This is a genomic window from Mesorhizobium sp. LMG 17147, from assembly GCF_024297145.1.
GTDB lineage: Bacteria > Pseudomonadota > Alphaproteobacteria > Rhizobiales > Rhizobiaceae > Mesorhizobium.
Genome location: NZ_JANCTC010000004.1, coordinates 60,709 through 78,704, shown reverse-complemented (window position 1 = coordinate 78,704; position 17,996 = coordinate 60,709). Strand labels below are relative to the sequence as shown.

Here is a 17,996-nt window from a genome sequence, read left to right as displayed (position 1 = left end):
GCATCACTCCGGCGACTGCCCGGCCAGGCATTCGAGCGCACTCAGCGTCCAACCGCTGGTCTTCGAGGTGATGTCTGCGACCTTCCACTGGCCGTCGATCTTCTTCAACGACCAGACCATTTCGCGTTTGGAATCATTCCCTTCCGGAAAAAGGTTGAAGGTCGCCGTCACCTCGGCGCTGTCGCCATCCAGCGTTTCGGCCAGCGTCAGTGTCTTGGCCACGGTCTTTTCGTCATAGTCCTGCGCATCGAGACCAGGGGCGAAGTCGATGCAGGGAACTTCATCCGGATGGTTCTTTGCCGCACTGTCGTTCAGTTCGAACAGTTTCGTCACCGGTGCGGTGAAGCGGTCGCGATATTGCGCATCGGCCTCGAATTTGACCGACGGGACATAAAAGAACTTCACGGCATTGGCAGCAGGGCCGGCAAACGCGGCCGCCGGCAAGGCCATCGAAAGCGCGGCAACAAAAAGTGGCAGTTTCATGGGTGTCCCCGATTGTTCACTGACGGAAGCTATCAGTACCACGCATCTTGCCCGTCGGCTTTCTTGCGGTCCATGAAATCCTGCAACGCGTCCTCTGCTGGCAACTCAGGCGTTCAGCCAGACGTTCTGGAGATCCATCTCGAAGGTTTGGTGCACACCGTAGTTCTTCACCTTCTCGTTCATGTGGCTGAACAGCTTCTGCCAAAACGGCTGAATGATGACGCCCGAATCCTGCAGGATCTGCTCGATGTCCTTCATGACCTCGCGGCGCTTCTCGACGTCGATGAGCGAGAGAGCCTGCTTGAGCTTGGCGTCAAAATCAGGGTTCGAGTAGCCGGTTTCGTTCCAGGCCTCGCCGGTGCGATAGCCGAGCGCCAACACCTGGACGCCAAGCGGGCGCATGTACCAGATGGTCATGGAATAAGGATATTTCGTCCAGTCGTTCCAGAAGGTCGAACCCGGCAGCACCGTGCGCTTCACTTTGATCCCGGCATCGCGCAACTGGCCGGCAATCGCGTCGCCGGTGTTCTTTTGCCAATCGTCCTCGACGGTGATCAGTTCATGCTCGAAGTCGGCCTGCCCGGCCTCCGCCATCAGCTTCTTGGCGCCCGCGGCGTCGCGTGTCTTCTTGGGCAGCGCGTAGTATTCCGGATGAATCGGGCTGACGTGGTGATTTTCACCGACGGTGCCTCGCCCGGCATAGCCAAGTTCGAGCACCGCATTGTTGTCGACGGCCATCTGGAGGGCGTTGCGGACCCGCTTGTCATCGTAGGGTTTGTGCGTGATGTTGGTGCGGGCAACGAGCGTGGTCGCTGTCGCGACCTCCGATTTCACCAGCCCCATCTTGTCGAGGATGTCTATGAAGTCGGCAGGCGTCTCGAAGTTGAGATCGATTTCGCCGGAGTCGAATGCATTTATCGAGGCGTTGAAATCGGTTCCGTAGTCGATGAATTCGACGCCGTTGAGAAGCGCTTCACCGCCCCACCATTTGCCATTTTCACGACGTTTGACGACCGCTTTCTGGCCGACCGCATAAGACACCAGCTCGAACGGCCCGGTGCCAACCGGCTTCTCGATCGGATTGGCGCCGTCGGCGTCGAAGTTGCGATGGACCACCAGCGCCGGATAGTCAGTGAAGTTCGGGATCAGCGAGATGTCCGGTTCGTTCAGCTTCAGCTTCACCGTGTTGTCGTCGACCTTGGTGATCGCCCCTTCCCTGGCCTTGCCGGTCTTTGCATCGATCAGCGCACCGACGCGCGCGGCCATCGAATTGCCGGCTGCAGCCTTCTCGCACCAGCGCGTCAGATTGTAGACCACATCTTCGGCGCTAAAAGCATCGCCGTTGTTCCAGGCGATGCCCTTGCGAACATGCAGCACATATTCGGTGGCGTCGTCGTTGACCTCCCAGCTTTCGAGCAGAACCGGCTCGAATGTAAACTGGCGGGTGTAGCGGACAAGCGGCTCCAGCCAGCAGCGTGAAATGTTCGCAAGTTCCACCCAGTCGTAGGTGCGCGGATCCTTCTGTGCCTTCACCGACATCGAAACGTGGAGCGTGCCGCCTTTCTTCGGCTCTTCAGCCAAAGCCCGCTGCGGCACGGCAAGGCCGATCATGCCGTAGGCAAAGGCCGTCGATGCGCCGAAGGCGCTTGCCAGAGCCAGAAACTCGCGCCGATCCACACGACCTGCACGAGCCTCGCTGGCCATCGCTTCGATGGCGCTCGGTACGCGATCACCGTTGCTTCTGAAGAGTGTCATTTTTTCCTCCGTTATGGTTCCCATCGGGTCTTCGCCCGTTATCAACTAACGCTGTCCGGCAGTTTCTCCTCGCGCCGCGCAATCAAATCTTTGAGACCATCGGCGATGCCCTCGTCGAGCTTCGGCTCCTCGTAATCGGCGAGCATGTTGCGCGCTTTCTCGCGGCCGCGGGTGTCGTGGTCCTTTGCTCCTTCCGCCTTCCACTGTTCGAACGAATTGAAGTCCATGATGCTCGGTATGAAGAAGGCGGACTCGAAATGTTCGAGCGTGTGCTGGGTGCCGAGGAAATGGCCCTGCGGTCCGACCTCGCGGATAGCCGCCATAGCCTCCTTGAAATCGTCGAATGGCAGCCCGCCAGCATATTTGTACCAGCCGACAAGCTGCTCGCAGTCGGTAGCAAATTTCGAATAGCCGCAGGTCAGGCCGGCCTCGAGCCAGCCGGCGGAGTGCCAGATGTAGTTGGCGCCGGCAAGGATGGCGGCATGCATCAGCATGTTCGCCTCGTAGCCCGCCTGGGCGTCGTTCAGCTTCGAGCCGACATGGAAACCGGACGTGCGCCACGGCAGCCGATACTTCCGCGCCAGCGCGCCCATGAGATACATCATCTGGGCCGCCTCCGGCGTGCCGCCCATGGGAGCGCCGGTCTTCATGTCGACCGTCACCATGAACTGTCCGTAGATCTGCGGCGAACCCGGACGCAATAGCTGTGTGAACGCGACGCCCGCCAGCGCTTCGGCGTTGACCTGCGCGACCGCACCGACGGCAGAGGCCGAAGTCGAGGCGCCGCAAAGGGCGAAGGGCGCGAGGATCAGCGGCTGGTTATGGCGCGCATAGACTTTCATCGCGTCCAGCATGGTGGCATCCCAGACCAGCGGCGAATTGCAGTTGGTGATCGCCACCAGCACCGGGTTGTCGCGGACATAGTCCTCGCCGAACACGATGCCCGCCATCGCCATCGTGTCTTCGGCCCGATCCCTGGACGTCACGATGCCCATGAACGGCTTGTCGGAGTGCTTCAGCGCCGAATGGATGATGTGGAGGTGACGTTTCGGCACTGGAATTTCCATCGGCTCGCAGATGATCGAGCTCGACGAATGCAGCGCCGGCGCCATGTAGGCGAGCTTGTGGAAATTATTGAGGTCGGCGAGTGTTCCGTAGCGCCTGTTGTTGTCGAGGTCGCGCACGTAAGGCGCGCCATACATCGGCACGAAGATGGAGTTGTTGCCACCCACACGTACCGAACGCTGGGGATTCCTCGCATTGAGCGTAAATTCCGACGGGACCTTCGAGATGAGCTCCATCAGCAGGGCGCGGTCGATGCGGACCCTTGTCTCCGAGACATCGGCGCCCGCCGCCTTCCACAGTGCGATCGCCTCGTCGTCGCGGAACTCGCATCCCACCTCTTCGAGGATCGAGAGCGATTCCTGGTGGATCAGCTCCACCGCCTCGTCCGGAACCATCTGATACACCGGAATCTTGCGAACCAGGGTCGGAAATGACGCAACGGGTGCGCCTCGCAGCGCCTTGCGCCCCAGGCGGCCGCCCGCGCGACGATTGGTATGTTCGCTCACTTCAACGGCCGGTGCGTTCATGGAGGCTCCATCTTCCTGTCTCGACCAATCTAGCCAGACAAAATGCAGCTGTGACGCTGGAAAATCCTGATCTCTTGTATAAGGTCAGCTTATGCGAAGCTTGCGCCACCTGCTGCCGTCGGCGGGCAGCCTGATCGTTTTCGAGGCCGCCGGGCGGCTGTCGAGCTTTACCGCCGCCGGACGGGAGCTCGGCATGACGCAGGCTGCCGTGTCCTATGCGATCCGCGGGCTCGAAGAACAGCTCGGCGCCAAACTCTTTCAGCGCCGTCACCGGCAAGTCAGCCTTACCGAGGCCGGCGACCGCTTCCATGCCGACGTCTCGCTCGGCCTGTCGCACATCCGCAAGTCGGCGGAGGATCTGCGCCAGATCGCCGTCGGCGCGCATGTGACGCTCGCCGCCTCGACCGCCTTCGCCTCATTCTGGATGATGCCGCGCCTGCAGCAGTTTCGCGACGAATTGCCGGGCATCGACCTGCGCATCCAGACCGCCGACCGCGATCTCGACATCATCGCCGAGGACATCCCGCTCGGCGTCCGCGGCGGCGAGCCCAGGGAATGGCCGGATTATCATTCCCTGCCGCTGGCCGATGAAGTGATATTCCCCGTTGCCGGCGCGAGTTATGTGGCCCGGTTCGGGCTGCCCGAGCGTGTCGCGGACCTTCAATCGCACCGCCTCATCCATCTCGAAGAGCCGTTTCGCGAGGCCGCGAGCTGGGACGAATGGTTCGCCTCGGCCGGTGTCGACATCGCCGATGCCGGACGTGGCTTGCGCATCAACGACTATGCGCTGGTGATCCAGGCAGTCATGGAAGGGCAAGGCATCGCGCTCGGCTGGGGTCACCTCGCCGAGCGGCTGCTGGCATCAGGGCTGCTGGTGCGCGTCACCGGCCACACGATGACGACCGGCAAGGGCTTTCACGTCATCTGGTCGAGGAACCGCGAGCTCAGCGACAACGCCCGCAAGGTGCGGGACTGGCTGGCGGCGCAGGCGTGATGCCGATAAATGCCCGGTCAAACCGTCACGACGATCTTGCCGAATTGTTCGTTCGCTTCGAGATAACGATGCGCCTCGACGATCTGGTCGAACGGAAAGGTTCTGGCGATTGCCGGCTTCAGCGAACCCGAGCTCAGTCCGTCAAGGATGAACGCCTTGGCGGCCTGCAGCCGGACCGGATCGCGCACGATCTCATGCATGAGATAACCGCGCAGCGTCAGTGTCTTTGCCAGCACTGCAGGCAGCGGAAAGGGTGTCGGGTCGAGGCTCAAGCCGCCATATTCGATGAGAATGCCACCCGGTGCCATCGCTGCCGTCAGAGGCTCGAAAATCGGACCGCCGACGGCGTCGAACACCACGCGCACGCCGTCCGGGCCGGCGATTTCCTTGAGCCTGGCCTCCAGATCTTCTTCCGCCGAAGCGATGACGTGGGCCGCGCCGAACGCAACCAAAGCCCGCTTCTTGGCGGACGTCCGCGTGACCGCGATCGGGGTCGCGCCAACCAGGTTGGCGATCTGGATCGCCGCAAGTCCGACACTGCTCGAGGCCGCGGTGATAACGACAACGTCGTCCCGGCCAAGTTGGGCAATGTCGATCAGCGCACCATAGGCCGTGAGATATTGCATCCACGCGGCGGCCGCCTCTTCCCAGCTCAGCGCCGGCGGGTGCTTGACGACGAGCTCGGCGGGGTATGTGGCAATCTCACCATAGGCAGGCCAGCGTACCATCGACAATGGCGGCACGATGCTGACGGCATCGCCCGGCGCAACACCGCTCACGCCTTCGCCGACCACCTCGACGACACCCGCCGCCTCAAGCCCAAGACCCGAAGGTAAGGGCGCAGTCTGGATATATCTGCCTGAACGTAGCAGCGCCTCGGCCCGGTTGAGACCCAACGCCTTGACACGGATCTGGACCTCGCCTCGCCCGGGCGCAGGCATGTCGACATTCTCGATGCGCAGAACCTCGGGACCACCAAGCTCATGAAAACGAACGACACGCGCCATCGGTCACAACTCCAAAATATTTGAACTGAATCAGCTATGCCAGCGGCGGCCAGGCGGATAAATAGCCGCTTGAGTAGATCAGCAGAAACTGTAGGTTTTGAATATGGATCGCCTTACGAGCATGGCCGTGTTCGTCAAAGCCGTCGACCTGGGCTCGTTCGCGGCCGCGGCGGCCGCTCTCGATCTGTCCGGGCCGATGGTCGGCAAGCATGTCCGGTTTCTCGAGGAGCGCCTGAGCGTGCGCCTCATCAACCGGACCACGCGCCGCCAAAGCCTGACGGATTTCGGGCGCGCCTATTACGAACGCTGCCGGCTGGTGCTTGCCGAAGCGGAGGCCGCGGATGCACTCGCTGCCGACCAGCTTGCCGAACCGCGCGGAAAGCTGCGCGTGCTCATGCCGGTGCATTTCGGCCGGCGCTGCGTTGCCCCGATCCTGTTCGGGCTTGCGCAGCAATATCCGGCGCTGGAACTTGACCTGTCGTTCAGCGACAGCCTCGCCGACCTCGCCGAGGACGGCTGCGATCTTGCCATTAGAACGGGCGACCTGGAGGACCAGGCCGGGGTAATGGCGCGTCGCATCGCGCGCCAGCACATGGTCGTCTGCGCGTCGCCGTCCTATCTCGACCGGCACGGCCAGCCGCAGGAAATAGATGACCTCGGCAGCCATCACGCGATCATCTACCGCCGTTCCGGGCGCGCCGTTCAGCCGTGGCTGTTTCCGCGCAACGGCCAGCCCGCGATGGAGATCCGGCCCGTCAGCAGATTGCGGCTCGACGATCTCGATGCCATTGCCGATGCCGCGGCCGCCGGCATGGGGCTCGCCTGGCTGCCGTACTGGCTGGTTCGCCAGCGCATCCAGGCGGGCGCGCTTGTCCTGCTATTGCCGGAACAATCCCGGTTTCTCTACGACGTTCATGCCCTTTGGTTGCAGACGCCTCATTTGCCGATGAAAGTCCGCCTTGCCGTCGATGCACTGGCAGCAGCGCTGCCCAAGCTCATGAGTTGAACGCGCGCTCGCGGTCAGCTGCGTGGATTCCGCAATTCTACCCTCCCGCATCGGCCACGAATCCGCCTATAGTGCTGCCATGCCCATCCGCCAGCTTTCCGAAACGATGATCAACCAGATCGCCGCCGGCGAAGTCATCGAGCGTCCGGCAAGCGTGGTCAAGGAACTGGTCGAGAACGCGCTCGATGCCGGCGCTACCAGAGTCGAGATCGTCACCGCCGGCGGCGGGCTGAACCTGATCCGCGTCAGCGATGACGGCTCGGGCATTCCGGAAAAGGAACTGGCGCTGGCGATCGCGCGCCATTGCACCTCCAAGCTCGCCGACGACATTCACGACATCCGCTCGCTCGGCTTTCGCGGCGAGGCCTTGCCTTCGATCGGCTCGGTGGCGCGGCTGTCGATCCGCTCGCGCACCGCGTCCAGTGAAAACGCCGCCGAGATCGGCATCGACGGCGGTCGCGTCTCCGCCGTCAGGCCGGCCGCCGCCAATCGCGGCACCACGGTCGAGGTGCGCGACCTGTTCTTCGCCACGCCGGCGCGGCTCAAATTCATGAAGGGCGAGCGCGCCGAAAGCTCGGCCATCGGCGACGTGGTCAAGCGCATCGCCATCGCCTTCCCCGCCGTGCGCTTCACCCTGGCCGGCCCGGACCGCTCGACGCTGGAACTGCCGGCGACCGACGACAGCCCGGAAGGCCGGCTGCGCCGGGTGGCACAGGTGATGGGCGCCGACTTTCCGGACAATGCGATCGCCATCGACGCGATGCGGGACGGCGTGCATCTCGCCGGCCATGTCTCGGTCCCCTCCTTCACCCGCGCCAACGCGCTACAGCAATACGCCTATGTCAACGGCCGCCCGGTGCGTGACAAATTGATCGCCGGCGCCATTCGCGGCGCCTTCGCCGACGTGCTGCCGCGCGACCGCCATGCCGTCACGGTGCTGTTTCTGACGCTCGATCCGGCGATCGTCGACGTCAACGTCCACCCGGCCAAGGCAGACGTGCGCTTCCGCGACCCGGGGCTGGTGCGCGGGCTGATCGTCGGCGCCATCCGTGAAGCACTGGCCCATGCCGGCATCCGCGCCGCCACCACGGGGGCCGCCGGGATGATGGCGGCGTTCCGGCCAGGCGCGACATCCTATGCGCATGGCGGGCCGGCCAACGGTCACCGCAGTTACGAGGCCGCCTATCGGGCCTCAGGCTTTGCCGGGTTCGATCTTGCCCGTTCGCCGCAGCGGCCGCTCGATATGGGCTCTGCAAATGGCGGCTTCGCCGAGGACGAGCAGGCGGCCTTCGACGCCGGCCCACTGCACAGTGCCGACGCGCGCGCCGGACAGGAACAGGCGGCAGAGACGCTGCTCGGCACGGCATTGGGCGCGGCGCGCGCACAAGTGCATGAGAACTACATCGTCGCCCAGACCAGGGATTCGCTCGTCATCGTCGACCAGCATGCGGCGCATGAGCGGCTGGTCTACGAGGCCTTGAAAAATGCGCTGCACTCACGCGCGGTGCCGTCACAGATGTTGCTGCTGCCCGAGATCGTCGATCTGTCGGAGGAAGATGCCGAGCGGCTCGCCATGCACTCCGAGACGCTGGCCCGCTTCGGCCTCGGCATCGAGCGCTTCGGCCCCGGTGCCGTCGCGGTGCGCGAGACGCCGTCGATGCTTGGTGAGACCAACGTCCAGCAGCTGGTGCGCGACCTCGCCGACGAGATCGCCGACAACGATACGGTCGACACGCTGAAGGAGCGGCTGGACAAAATAGCCGCGACCATGGCCTGCCACGGCTCGGTGCGTTCCGGCCGTCTGCTCAAGCCCGAAGAGATGAACGCGCTGCTGCGCCAGATGGAGGCGACGCCCGGCTCCGGCACCTGCAACCACGGCCGCCCCACCTACATCGAGCTGAAGCTGTCGGATATCGAGAGGCTGTTCGGCAGGCGGTAAGCCTTACCCTGCGCAATGCCAAGCGGGCACCCGCTCAGTTCACCAATTTATGATACTTCTTGGTTTTGCGAGAGAAAACATAGTCCATCGTGAGACCGGCGCCGCCGCCGCGAAAGTTTACAGAAATAATCTCGACGGTTTTTTCCGTGTGTTTTTGAACGTTCATGTGGATTGGTGTCATCAGCATACCCGCGTCGCAATCTTCGTCATCGAAAGCGATCTCTTGAACGACTTTCTTGCTGCGCTTGCTGATGACTAGCAACTTTTCCATGCAAATGCCGGCGTCGGTTTTCGCGTAGATTCCCGCAAATCTATCGGTGGCGGTCTGCGCCCAGAACGGGATCTCAACGGTTCCATCAATCTTCCCGTCGCCGGTATCGTCCAGGCTCGCAACTTTCTTGAGCGTAACGGGATGTTTGTCCGCACCCTTGCTCCATGCCCCCGTTGCACCGCTTTCACCAATGTCCAGAGAAAATGGGCATCCAGTAGTGTCGACGGGCGTTTTCGATCCCATGACCAGGACCCGGTCGAATTCCTTGTCGTCCGCAACCTCGCAAAGGGACACGCTGGTGCCGTTGATCTTGCCGTACACGGCTATCGGGCTTTGCTTCGCGTCGTAGAAATAGCTCCCCTCGACCGTAATCCCGCTGCCGAAACTGTCATTCCTCTGCAGCGACAGGTGGACTGGGTTAGGCCCGATGAAACCTTCGTAATTTTCGACCTGATACCAACCCGCGGCGGCTTTTTGGCTGAGCAGCAACACGAAAAAAACTGCGGAGATAAACTGCATTCCCATGTCGACCCTTACTGCGCTTCGCCAACGCGATCAACATAGACACCCGCCTGGCTCGTGTCTGCATCGCAATGGCCGTCAGTAGCCGGTTTGAGTCGACAAAAGGCCTCAACCATCTGATTCATCTCTTCAAATTCACCACGATGACGCCACCAAGTGCCAGCGCGCCGCCGATGATGCCGAGCAGCGTCGGCACTTCGCCCAGCCAGAAGAAGCCGATCAGCGTCGCGACCGGCGACACCAGGTAGAGGAAATTGGAAGCGCGCGCGGCGGGCAGCCGGGAAAGTGCTGTTGCCCACGCGGCATAGGCGATGAGGCTGGGCACGATGCCAAGAAAGATGACCGCGCCGAGCCCGGCGGTGTCGGCGACCGCCGCTTGCGCCAGACCACTCGGCAGGAAGGGGGACAGGCAGAGCGCGCCAAGCACCATGTTCGAGGCAGAGATCGTCAGCGGGTGGTGGCGACCAAACAGCGGCTTCTGGACGATGGTGTTGACGGCCGAGCACAATGCCGAGCCGAGGACAAGCAGCGCACCACTGTTGAAATGCAGCCCTTGCCCCTCGCCCATGGCGATGATGCCGATACCGGCGAAGGACAGGAATGTGCCGGCCCAGGCCAGGCCCGAGAAGCGTTCGCCGAGCAGCGCCATGGCCATGATGGCGGTGAAGATCGGGCTGACATTGATGATGAAGCCGGCCGCACCGGCCGAAACGGTCAGTTCGCCGAAATTGAGCATCACCGTGTACAGCGCGACGAAGACGGCACCACCGAAGACAAAGCGCCAGAGTTCATCGAGCCTGGGCAGTGCCGGCCGCTTGACAGCGAGGAAGATCGCCGCCGGAACCGCGGCGATGGCAAAGCGCAGCGCGCCAAGTTCCAGCGGCCCGAAAGCGGCAAGGCCGGCGCGGATCGCCGGAAAGGCGGAGGCCCAGCCGACCACCGTCAGCGCCACCGCGATGGCAGCCGTGGCATCCATGCGCTGTGTCGTATTCAACGTGCCGGTGTAAGCGCTCATCTGGGTGTCCTCGCGATCCAATGCCATGAAGTAGAGAAACGCTATTGCGGGTCGGTTGACAAACGAACAAATCGAGGATCACCTGTGACTATGGATCACAGCTTAGAGCCGATGCTGCCGCTCGAAACGCTGCGCGCCTTCGACGCCGCGGCTCGGACCGGCAGCTTTTCGGCTGCGGCCGAGAAGCTCAATATCACCCATGGCGCCGTCAGCCGGCAGATCGCCAAGCTCGAGGGTTGGCTCGGGCTGAAAGTCTTCGATCGCGGCGCGCGCGGCGTCTCGCTGACCGTCGAAGGCAACCGCCTGCATCTGCGCACCACCGAAGCCTTCGCCCTGATCGCCAGCAATTCGGATCGCTGGGTTGAGCCGCGCGGCACGGCGGTGGTTCGGCTGACCTCGATCCCCTCGGTCAGCGGGCTGTGGCTGATGCCGCGCATGGCGGCGCTGGAGAACCACCCGTCCAAGCTGCGCATCATGCTCGACGTCGACATCCGCCAGGGCGATCTTGCCGACGAAGGCATCGACCTGTCGATCCGCTGCGGGCGCGGCCGCATTCCGGGCCGGATCTCGGTGCAGCTTTTCGAAGAATATGTGTTCCCGGTCGCCTCGCCGGAATTGGCCAGGGAGATCGGCCGCGGAGATCCTGCCCGGCTGCTCGAATTTGCGGTGATCAACGATTCCGACGCTTCGGCCTGGCGCGCCTGGTTTGCGGCGCAGGAGATGGACTATCGGCCGCGGCCGCACGACCGCCGTTTCGAGGACTACAACCTCGTGCTCGACGCCGCCGCGCACGGGCTCGGCATTGCACTGGCACGTCCGCCGTTGACGGTGGACCAATTGAAGTCGGGCCGCATCGTCGCCGTCGACGAACGCAGCGTTCTCAGCCCGATATCCTACTGGCTCGACCGGCCGCTGGGGCGGCCGCGCGCAGCCGCCGCCGAACTCGCCCGGCGTATCGCCGTCCAGGCAGGGCTGCCAGCGGAGAAGATCGAGCAGTTTATCACGGCCGAGGAATGAGATGCCTGAGACGCGTCGCGTTCGACCGGCCTCATGCGACGTGCTTCAGGTTCTTGTGTTTATGCATGTCGCGCAAAACCGCCGCACACTTTTGCGCGACATGCAGTGGCATCCGCTTTGCCGGCTTGTTCGAGCAAGTGTCACCAGAAACAGAACCAGGCAAGGCCAACCAAGCTTGACCTCGCCGCAATTTGTGGCGATGACATCGGCATGAATTTCGGCACCACCCCATGATGAACCGTTTCGAAGGTCCCGGCGGCAAGGAAGCCCGCATCCGCTATCTCGACGGCGACTTCCAGGTGACCAGCCCCGGCGCCTTCGTGCGCTGCGCGGTGACCGGCGAGAGCATCCCGCTCGACGAGCTCAAATACTGGAGTGTCGCCAGGCAGGAACCCTATGTGAACGCCGCCGCCTCGCTGCGCCGCGAGATCGAAGCGCATCCGGAACTGCGCCGCCGACGCTAGTCCAGCGCAAATGGGGAGTCGCCCCGTTGCGACCCTGCGCCCTCTGCCGCCGCGTCAGGCCGGCAACACCGAAACTTTAGAGCCTATCTTGAAATAAAAAACCCGCCTCGGGCTCGAAGGCGGGTCACCGGCGAATCATCACCATGCCGAAATTAGTAGCATAGCTGCCGGCACAAAGCAAGAACAAAATACGCTCGACCGGCGGAAAGCTGCAAATTCCAGTCCTACATCGCCTCGGTGCTCAAGCTGCTGGTCAGCCCCTCAGCCTGCGCTGCCGCCAGGCATCCAGCGTCTCGTCGATAATGCGCTGCGGCACGTGGTCAAGCTCGAACACAGTGTCGATCTTCAGCACATCGAGCCCGTCGAGGAATTCCGGCGGTGCTGCGCCGTGACGCAGGCGGGCAGCGTCCTTGGCGGTGGTAATGAGGCCAAGCCCGGCTTTACGTGCTGTCGCCGCCAATTCGGCAAGCTCGTCCGCACTGTAGAAATGATGGTCTGGAAATGGTCGGGTCAGCGCAAGCTCGCCCCCGGCCTCGCCTACGGTGTCGAAAAACCTGTCGGGATGACCGATGCCGGCGAACGCCAGGAACCGCCTGCCGGCCAGCGTCACCTTGCTGCTCGGCACGGTATGCGCCTCGAAGATCGGCCTGCCGGCGCGCGCTGCCTGGCGCACAACCGTATCGGCCGCGGTGCCCTCGCCCATTTTCAGCAAGGCGCTGGTGAAGACCAATTGGTCGACGATGTTTGCCCGCAGCGGCCCACCGGGGATGACGCGGCCATTGCCGATGCCATGGCGCGCGTCGACGACGACGAGCGCATAGTCGATGTGGATGCGCGCGCTCTGAAAACCGTCATCCATGATCAGGAAATCGCAGCCGAGCTTCTCCAGCAGAAGCCTGGCGCCGGCGGCCCGGTTCGGCGTCACCGCGACCGGCGCGTGTTCGGCCAGAAGCAGCGGCTCGTCGCCGACATGCTTGGCGGCGTCGTGGTGCGGATCGACGATATGCGGCTGCGCGAAGGAGCCGCCATGGCCGCGTGACAGGAAACCCGGATTGAGCTGCATGCGCCGGGCCTGCTCGGCCAATGCGATGGCCACCGGCGTCTTGCCGGTGCCGCCGACGGTGAAGTTGCCGACGCAGAGCACCGGCGCCTCGACCTTTTCGCGCGGTGCATGCCGCATGCGGCGACCGGCGACAAGCGCATAGATGGCGGAGAGCGGCGACAGCGCCGTGACCCGCCAGTCGGGCTCTTCCCACCAGAAGGGCGGCGCTTCCGAGGTCACGTCAGCGCCCGTTCGCGCCCTTCAGGCGCGACTTGACGACCAGCGGCTGGATATAGGGCTCGAGCGACCTGAGCGTATGTGCCAGCGCACCGCGCATCTCGTCGACGGTCGCCGCGCCCGCCGCCATCATCTCATGGCGGGCCGCCTCGTTGGTCAAAAGGAAATTGACGGCGCCGGCCAGCATATCGCGGTCGCGCACCAGCTTGGCGCCGCCGCTATCGAGCAGGCGCTGATAGGCCTCGCGAAAATTCTGGACATTGCGGCCGGCAAGCACCGCCGTCTCCAGCATGGCCGGTTCCAGCGGGTTCTGACCGCCCTCGGAAGTCAGCGAACGGCCGACAAAGGCGATTTCCGTCAGCCTCAGATAAAGCCCCATCTCGCCGATCGTGTCGCCGAGCAGAATATCGGTGTCGGCGGTGATTCTGTCGCCCTTGCTGCGCTGCGCCAGCTTCAGGCCCATGCCGGAAATCTGGGCCGCCAGCTGCCCGGCGCGATCGGGATGGCGCGGCACGATGATCGTCAAAAGCCCGTGGTGGCGCTTGTGCAGCATGGCGTGGACTTCGGCGGCGACCGCCTCTTCGCCATCATGGGTCGAGATCGCCGCCCAGGTCGGGCGACCGCCGATCTGGCGTTTCAGCGCCGCCAGTGCCCGCTCGTCGGCCGGCGGCGGCGCGGTGTCGACCTTGAGATTGCCGGACACGGTGACCGGCCGGGCGCCGAGCGAAAGGAAGCGCTCGCCATCGAGATCCGATTGGGCAACGACATGGGCGAGATTTTCGAACAATGCTTCGGCAATGTTGGCGCGCTTCTTCCAGGATTTGAAAGAGCGGTCGGACAGCCTGCCGTTGACCAGAACCTGCGGCACGCGGCGGGCGCCGAGTTCCAGGATGGTCATCGGCCAGATCTCCGATTCGGCGATGATCGCCAGGTCCGGCTGCCAATGGTCGAGGAAGCGGCTGACCGCCGGCTTGAGGTCGAGCGGCACATATTGGTGGATGATGCGGTCGCCCAGCCGTTCTTCGGCGACCTGCGCCGAGGTGACCGTGCCTGTGGTCAGCACGATGTTGACGCCGTAATCGAGAATGCTCTCGACCAGCGGCACGACGGCGATGGTCTCGCCGACGCTGGCTGCATGGATCCAGATCACCGGGCCTTCGGGGCGCTCGCGTCCGGCGACGCCGTAGCGTTCACGCCGGCGAATGCGGTCCTCCTTGCCTCTGGATGTGCGCCAGGCGACGTAAGGTCCGACCAGCGGGTAGGCGGCCGCCCCGGCGAAACGGTATGCCGTCAGGAAGGCGCGCGCCCAGCGCATACTCATTTCGAACCGTCCACAAGGCGATAGGCCTCGGCGGTCGCGGCATTGAGCGAGGCCGTGACCTCCTGGCGCTTGCGTTCCATTTCCGCGGCGTCGGCGTTGGCCGGTACGAAGACTGGCGTGCCGACGACGATCGAGGAGCGGCCGAAGGGCAAGTTGATCGTCGTCTTGTCCCAGCTGCCCTCGATCACCTTGCGGCGGCTGGTGGCTATCGCGGCAGGCAGGATCGGCCGGCCGGACAGCCGCGCCAAGAGGACGACACCCAGCCCCGCATCGCGCGGCGTGCCGTGGGGAATATCAGCAATCATGGCGACATTCTTGCCGGTGGCGAGCGACTTTTTGAGGGCGATGAGCGCCTTGGCCCCGCCCTTGTCGAGATGCCTTGCGCTTTCGCGCCCGCCAGAGCCGCGCACCGCCTCGATGCCGAATTTCTCGACCATCAGCGCGTTGAGCTCGGCATCGGCGCTGCGCGACACCATGGCAACCAGCGGCCGTCCCTTGGGATAATAGGCCGGGGTCAGCAAATGCTGGCCGTGCCAGAGCGCGATGATGCCAGGCTCGAGCTGCGCATAGGCGCCGCCGGAAAACTTGGCCGATCCGTCGACCATGCGGTTGGTCAAGCGGACAAGGCGGACGAAATACGCAAACAGCGCGGCAAGCGCATTCTTGACGAATCGCGACTGCGCCAGCGGTTCGCGGATCTTGCGCCAGAACGTCTTCGGCTTGCGACGTCTGACCGCCGACCGCGGGGCTGATCGCTTGACCGCTTCATGGTTCATTGATGTCAACCGACAGCCTTGTTTTCGGGGTCGAGCAGGCGGTGCAGGTGAACGACGAAATAGCGCATATGGGCATTGTCTACGCTGGCTTGGGCCTTGGCCTTCCAGACGGCGTGCGCCGATTGGTAGTCCGGATAAATGCCGACGATGTCGAGCGCGTCGAGATCGCGGAATTCGGTGCCGCCCAGCTTCTTGAGTTCGCCGCCGAACACCAGGTGCAAAAGCTGTTTCTTTCCGTCTTCAGCGGCCATGTCGATCCTTCACATATCGTGAGTTTGGGACAGGTCTAGACCAAAGCCGCCGACTTTGGAACTATTGATAATGTTCAATTGTCCAGCCCGGCGATGACGCCGGCGAGCACGGCGAGGAGTTCGCCGCTGCCGGCGGCGAGCGGTCCGTGACGGATCACTTCGCCGGCATAGAGCGGCGCGCGGCCGTGCCGATCGAGCACGGCGCCGCCTGCCTCGCGCAGGATGAGATCGGCCGCGGCGATGTCCCAGTCATGCGCGTTGGCCTTGACGAAGGTGGCATCGAGCTGGCCGCCGGCGATCATCGCCAGCCGGTAGGCGAGCGACGGAATATAGGGCACCCGCTTCAGCCGTTTGTGCCATTTCGCCGGCAGCAGGTCGATCATCGGCTTCGGTCCGGCGATTTCGGCCGTTTCCGCCGGCGGACGCACGCTGATGCGCTTGCCATTCAGGAACGCGCCCTCGCCGGGCAGCGCCCAATAGATTTCGCCCTTCGCCGGGCAGTCGAGCACGCCGGCAAGCGTGCGGCCGTTCTCGACCACCGCGACGCTGACGCACCATGTGGGCAAGCCCTCGAGGAAGCCGCGCGTGCCGTCGATCGGATCGACGACGAAGGTGCGGCGCGCGATAAGCCTTACCGGGTCGTCGACGGTTTCCTCCGACAGCCAGCCATAGTCCGGCCGGGCCGCCAGCAAGGTTTCGCGCAGATATTTGTCGGCGGCGTGATCGGCTTCGCTGACCGGCGAGGTGCCGCCCTTCATCCACACCTGCGGATTGTTGTTGAAGTACTGCATGGCGATGAGCCCTGCTTCGCGGGCAGCGTCGCGCAGCAGCTGCAGGTCTTCAGTAGCGCCGGCCGAGACGGCCGGATCAAGCTCCGGCAAGGGTCATTCCTTCGATCAAAAGCGTGGGCGCGGCAGTGCCGAAGTTGCGGTCGAGATCGCTCGCCGGAACCATGTTGAGGAACATGGTTTTCAAATTGGAGGCGATGGTCACCTCGGCGACGGGATAGGCCAGCTCGCCGTTTTCGATCCAGAAGCCGGAAGCGCCGCGGCTATATTCGCCCGTCACCATGTCGACGCCCTGGCCGAACACTTCGGTGACGTAGAAGCCGGTCTTGAGCGACTTGATCAGGTCTTCCGGCGTCCGTTCGCCAGGCTCGATTGCGAGATTGGTCGATGACGGCGAGACGGACGAGCCGCTGCGCGAGCCGCGCCCATTTGTGACAAGGCCCAGTTCCCGCGCTGCCGAGGTCGACAGGAACCAGTGGTTGAGCACGCCCTTGTCGACCATGAACAGTTTTTCGCCCTCGACGCCTTCGCCGTCGAACGGGCGCGAGGCCTGGCCGCGGCGCCGGAGCGGCTCGTCGGTGACGGTAATTGCGGCCGAAGCCACCTTCTTGCCCATCATGTCGCGCAGAAAGCTGGTCTTGCGCGCCACTGCGGCGCCATTGACGGCACCGGCGAGATGGCCGGCAATGCCGCGCGCCACGCGCGGATCGAACACCACGTCGACCGGCCCGGTCGCAGCCTTGCGCGCGCCAATACGGCGTACGGCGCGCTCGCCGGCCTTGCGGCCGATGTCTTCCGGCGCGTCGAGATCGGAAAAATGCTGGCGCGAAGAGAATTCGTAATCGCGCTCCATGCCGGTGCCCTCGCCGGCGATCACGCTGGTCGAGCGCGAAAAGCGCGACGCGACATAATGGCCGACAAACCCATGCGAAGTGGCGAGCACAAGACCGCCCAGCCCGGCACTGGCGCTACTGCCGGCCGAATTGGTGACGCCCCTGACGGCAAGCGCCGCCGCCTCGGCGGCAAGGGCTGCTTCCTTCAACTGGTCGGCCGATACCTGAGTGGCGTCGAACAGATCGAGGTCGCGCGGCGTCTTGACCAGCAAGGCCGGATCGGCGAGACCCTGATAGGGATCTTCGGGCGACACTTTGGCCATGGCGACGGCACGCTCGGCCAGCATATTGGGGTCGGAGGCCGCCGTTGCCGAAACGCTCGCTACCCGCTTGCCGACGAAGACACGCAGCGAGACGTCTTCGCTCTCGGACGCCTCTGTGCCTTCGACCTTGCCGAGCCGCACCGACACGCCGGTCGAACGGCCGCGCACCGCAACCGCATCGGCGGCATCGGCGCCTGCCCGTTTGGCAGCCTCGACCAGGGCTGCGACGCGATCGGTCAGTTTCGCTGCGTCGAGCGTATCGGTCATGCGCATTATCCTGTTATTTCCGGCCGGCTGAAGGGCAGCCGTTGCTGCACCATCTATTGTCCCGGTGCGGCTTCTGCAATGGGAGAAGCGGAC

General features: G+C 63.8%; 17 protein-coding genes. 5 read left to right on the top strand and 12 right to left on the bottom strand.

Annotated elements, in window-relative coordinates:
* Positions 1 to 3: 3 nt before the first annotated feature.
* The 3 genes from NMG46_RS09810 to NMG46_RS09800 all read right to left on the bottom strand — a co-directional run bounded on the left by NMG46_RS09810 (position 4) and on the right by NMG46_RS09800 (position 3,830).
* Positions 4 to 483: a DUF3828 domain-containing protein gene (locus NMG46_RS09810; protein ID WP_254817467.1), complete on the bottom strand. Its 480-nt coding sequence runs from the start codon at positions 481 to 483 to the stop codon at positions 4 to 6.
* A gap of 105 nt (positions 484 to 588) precedes the next feature.
* Positions 589 to 2,238, bottom strand: coding sequence for an ABC transporter substrate-binding protein (locus NMG46_RS09805; RefSeq protein ID WP_254817466.1), 1,650 nt, complete (start codon positions 2,236 to 2,238; stop codon positions 589 to 591).
* Between the two features lie 41 nt (positions 2,239 to 2,279).
* On the bottom strand, positions 2,280 to 3,830 hold the full coding sequence (locus NMG46_RS09800) for a trimethylamine methyltransferase family protein (RefSeq protein ID WP_254817465.1): 1,551 nt from the start codon (positions 3,828 to 3,830) through the stop codon (positions 2,280 to 2,282).
* A gap of 91 nt (positions 3,831 to 3,921) precedes the next feature.
* Here NMG46_RS09800 and NMG46_RS09795 point away from each other — a divergent pair, with 91 nt between their 5' ends.
* The gene (locus NMG46_RS09795) at positions 3,922 to 4,824 is read left to right on the top strand and encodes a LysR substrate-binding domain-containing protein (protein ID WP_254817464.1); all 903 of its coding nucleotides are present in this window, start codon (positions 3,922 to 3,924) and stop codon (positions 4,822 to 4,824) included.
* A 17-nt stretch (positions 4,825 to 4,841) separates the two neighbouring features.
* Here the strand turns inward: NMG46_RS09795 and NMG46_RS09790 are convergent, their stop codons facing one another.
* Complete coding sequence (locus tag NMG46_RS09790; RefSeq protein ID WP_254817463.1) at positions 4,842 to 5,831, bottom strand: zinc-dependent alcohol dehydrogenase family protein; 990 nt, start codon at positions 5,829 to 5,831, stop codon at positions 4,842 to 4,844.
* A gap of 103 nt (positions 5,832 to 5,934) precedes the next feature.
* Here NMG46_RS09790 and NMG46_RS09785 point away from each other — a divergent pair, with 103 nt between their 5' ends.
* Both NMG46_RS09785 and mutL read left to right on the top strand, forming a co-directional pair.
* A complete protein-coding gene (locus NMG46_RS09785; protein WP_254817462.1) occupies positions 5,935 to 6,837 on the top strand; it encodes a LysR family transcriptional regulator in 903 nt (300 codons plus the stop codon).
* Positions 6,838 to 6,916: 79 nt separating this feature from the next.
* The gene (gene mutL, locus NMG46_RS09780) at positions 6,917 to 8,776 is read left to right on the top strand and encodes a DNA mismatch repair endonuclease MutL (RefSeq protein ID WP_254817724.1); all 1,860 of its coding nucleotides are present in this window, start codon (positions 6,917 to 6,919) and stop codon (positions 8,774 to 8,776) included.
* A gap of 34 nt (positions 8,777 to 8,810) precedes the next feature.
* On the opposite strand, the gene NMG46_RS09775 is transcribed toward mutL, so the two are convergent.
* Positions 8,811 to 9,566, bottom strand: a complete 756-nt coding sequence (locus NMG46_RS09775) for a hypothetical protein (protein ID WP_254817461.1) — start codon at positions 9,564 to 9,566, stop codon at positions 8,811 to 8,813.
* Between the two features lie 124 nt (positions 9,567 to 9,690).
* Positions 9,691 to 10,584, bottom strand: a complete 894-nt coding sequence (locus tag NMG46_RS09770) for a DMT family transporter (RefSeq protein WP_254817460.1) — start codon at positions 10,582 to 10,584, stop codon at positions 9,691 to 9,693.
* Positions 10,585 to 10,674: 90 nt separating this feature from the next.
* Between NMG46_RS09770 and NMG46_RS09765 the strand changes: the two genes are divergently transcribed.
* Together NMG46_RS09765 and NMG46_RS09760 are read left to right on the top strand one after the other, a co-directional pair.
* A complete protein-coding gene (locus tag NMG46_RS09765) occupies positions 10,675 to 11,601 on the top strand; it encodes a LysR family transcriptional regulator (protein ID WP_254817459.1) in 927 nt (308 codons plus the stop codon).
* Positions 11,602 to 11,831: 230 nt separating this feature from the next.
* Complete coding sequence (locus NMG46_RS09760; protein ID WP_031211156.1) at positions 11,832 to 12,065, top strand: DUF2093 domain-containing protein; 234 nt, start codon at positions 11,832 to 11,834, stop codon at positions 12,063 to 12,065.
* Between the two features lie 253 nt (positions 12,066 to 12,318).
* Here NMG46_RS09760 and lpxK read toward each other — a convergent pair whose 3' ends face one another.
* The 6 genes from lpxK to NMG46_RS09730 all read right to left on the bottom strand — a co-directional run bounded on the left by lpxK (position 12,319) and on the right by NMG46_RS09730 (position 17,903).
* Positions 12,319 to 13,347, bottom strand: coding sequence for a tetraacyldisaccharide 4'-kinase (gene lpxK / locus NMG46_RS09755; protein WP_254817458.1), 1,029 nt, complete (start codon positions 13,345 to 13,347; stop codon positions 12,319 to 12,321).
* 1 nt (position 13,348) lies between these two features.
* Positions 13,349 to 14,665: a lipid IV(A) 3-deoxy-D-manno-octulosonic acid transferase gene (waaA, locus tag NMG46_RS09750; RefSeq protein WP_254817457.1), complete on the bottom strand. Its 1,317-nt coding sequence runs from the start codon at positions 14,663 to 14,665 to the stop codon at positions 13,349 to 13,351.
* Positions 14,662 to 15,441: a lysophospholipid acyltransferase family protein gene (locus NMG46_RS09745; protein WP_023717166.1), complete on the bottom strand. Its 780-nt coding sequence runs from the start codon at positions 15,439 to 15,441 to the stop codon at positions 14,662 to 14,664. The genes waaA and NMG46_RS09745 overlap by 4 nt, the downstream gene beginning before the upstream one ends.
* Before the next feature lie 5 nt (positions 15,442 to 15,446).
* The gene (locus NMG46_RS09740) at positions 15,447 to 15,692 is read right to left on the bottom strand and encodes a DUF4170 domain-containing protein (RefSeq protein ID WP_023674378.1); all 246 of its coding nucleotides are present in this window, start codon (positions 15,690 to 15,692) and stop codon (positions 15,447 to 15,449) included.
* A gap of 74 nt (positions 15,693 to 15,766) precedes the next feature.
* Positions 15,767 to 16,573: a 3'(2'),5'-bisphosphate nucleotidase CysQ gene (locus tag NMG46_RS09735; protein ID WP_254817456.1), complete on the bottom strand. Its 807-nt coding sequence runs from the start codon at positions 16,571 to 16,573 to the stop codon at positions 15,767 to 15,769.
* Positions 16,560 to 17,903: a TldD/PmbA family protein gene (locus tag NMG46_RS09730; protein ID WP_254817455.1), complete on the bottom strand. Its 1,344-nt coding sequence runs from the start codon at positions 17,901 to 17,903 to the stop codon at positions 16,560 to 16,562. Before NMG46_RS09730 ends, NMG46_RS09735 begins: the two co-directional genes overlap by 14 nt.
* Positions 17,904 to 17,996 lie beyond the last annotated feature (93 nt).

Excerpts from the sequence above, each read along its gene's own strand:
- NMG46_RS09760 (WP_031211156.1), top strand. The coding sequence starts at position 11,832 with ATGATGAACCGTTTCGAAGGTCCCGGCGGCAAGGAAGCCCGCATCCGC.
- NMG46_RS09770 (WP_254817460.1), bottom strand. The coding sequence starts at position 10,584 with ATGAGCGCTTACACCGGCACGTTGAATACGACACAGCGCATGGATGCC.
- waaA (WP_254817457.1), bottom strand. The coding sequence starts at position 14,665 with ATGAGTATGCGCTGGGCGCGCGCCTTCCTGACGGCATACCGTTTCGCC.
- NMG46_RS09795 (WP_254817464.1), top strand. The coding sequence starts at position 3,922 with ATGCGAAGCTTGCGCCACCTGCTGCCGTCGGCGGGCAGCCTGATCGTT.
- NMG46_RS09775 (WP_254817461.1), bottom strand. The coding sequence starts at position 9,566 with ATGCAGTTTATCTCCGCAGTTTTTTTCGTGTTGCTGCTCAGCCAAAAA.
- NMG46_RS09810 (WP_254817467.1), bottom strand. The coding sequence starts at position 483 with ATGAAACTGCCACTTTTTGTTGCCGCGCTTTCGATGGCCTTGCCGGCG.
- NMG46_RS09785 (WP_254817462.1), top strand. The coding sequence starts at position 5,935 with ATGGATCGCCTTACGAGCATGGCCGTGTTCGTCAAAGCCGTCGACCTG.
- mutL (WP_254817724.1), top strand. The coding sequence starts at position 6,917 with ATGCCCATCCGCCAGCTTTCCGAAACGATGATCAACCAGATCGCCGCC.
- NMG46_RS09805 (WP_254817466.1), bottom strand. The coding sequence starts at position 2,238 with ATGACACTCTTCAGAAGCAACGGTGATCGCGTACCGAGCGCCATCGAA.
- NMG46_RS09765 (WP_254817459.1), top strand. The coding sequence starts at position 10,675 with ATGGATCACAGCTTAGAGCCGATGCTGCCGCTCGAAACGCTGCGCGCC.
- NMG46_RS09790 (WP_254817463.1), bottom strand. The coding sequence starts at position 5,831 with ATGGCGCGTGTCGTTCGTTTTCATGAGCTTGGTGGTCCCGAGGTTCTG.
- NMG46_RS09800 (WP_254817465.1), bottom strand. The coding sequence starts at position 3,830 with ATGAACGCACCGGCCGTTGAAGTGAGCGAACATACCAATCGTCGCGCG.
- NMG46_RS09730 (WP_254817455.1), bottom strand. The coding sequence starts at position 17,903 with ATGACCGATACGCTCGACGCAGCGAAACTGACCGATCGCGTCGCAGCC.
- NMG46_RS09740 (WP_023674378.1), bottom strand. The coding sequence starts at position 15,692 with ATGGCCGCTGAAGACGGAAAGAAACAGCTTTTGCACCTGGTGTTCGGC.
- NMG46_RS09745 (WP_023717166.1), bottom strand. The coding sequence starts at position 15,441 with ATGAACCATGAAGCGGTCAAGCGATCAGCCCCGCGGTCGGCGGTCAGA.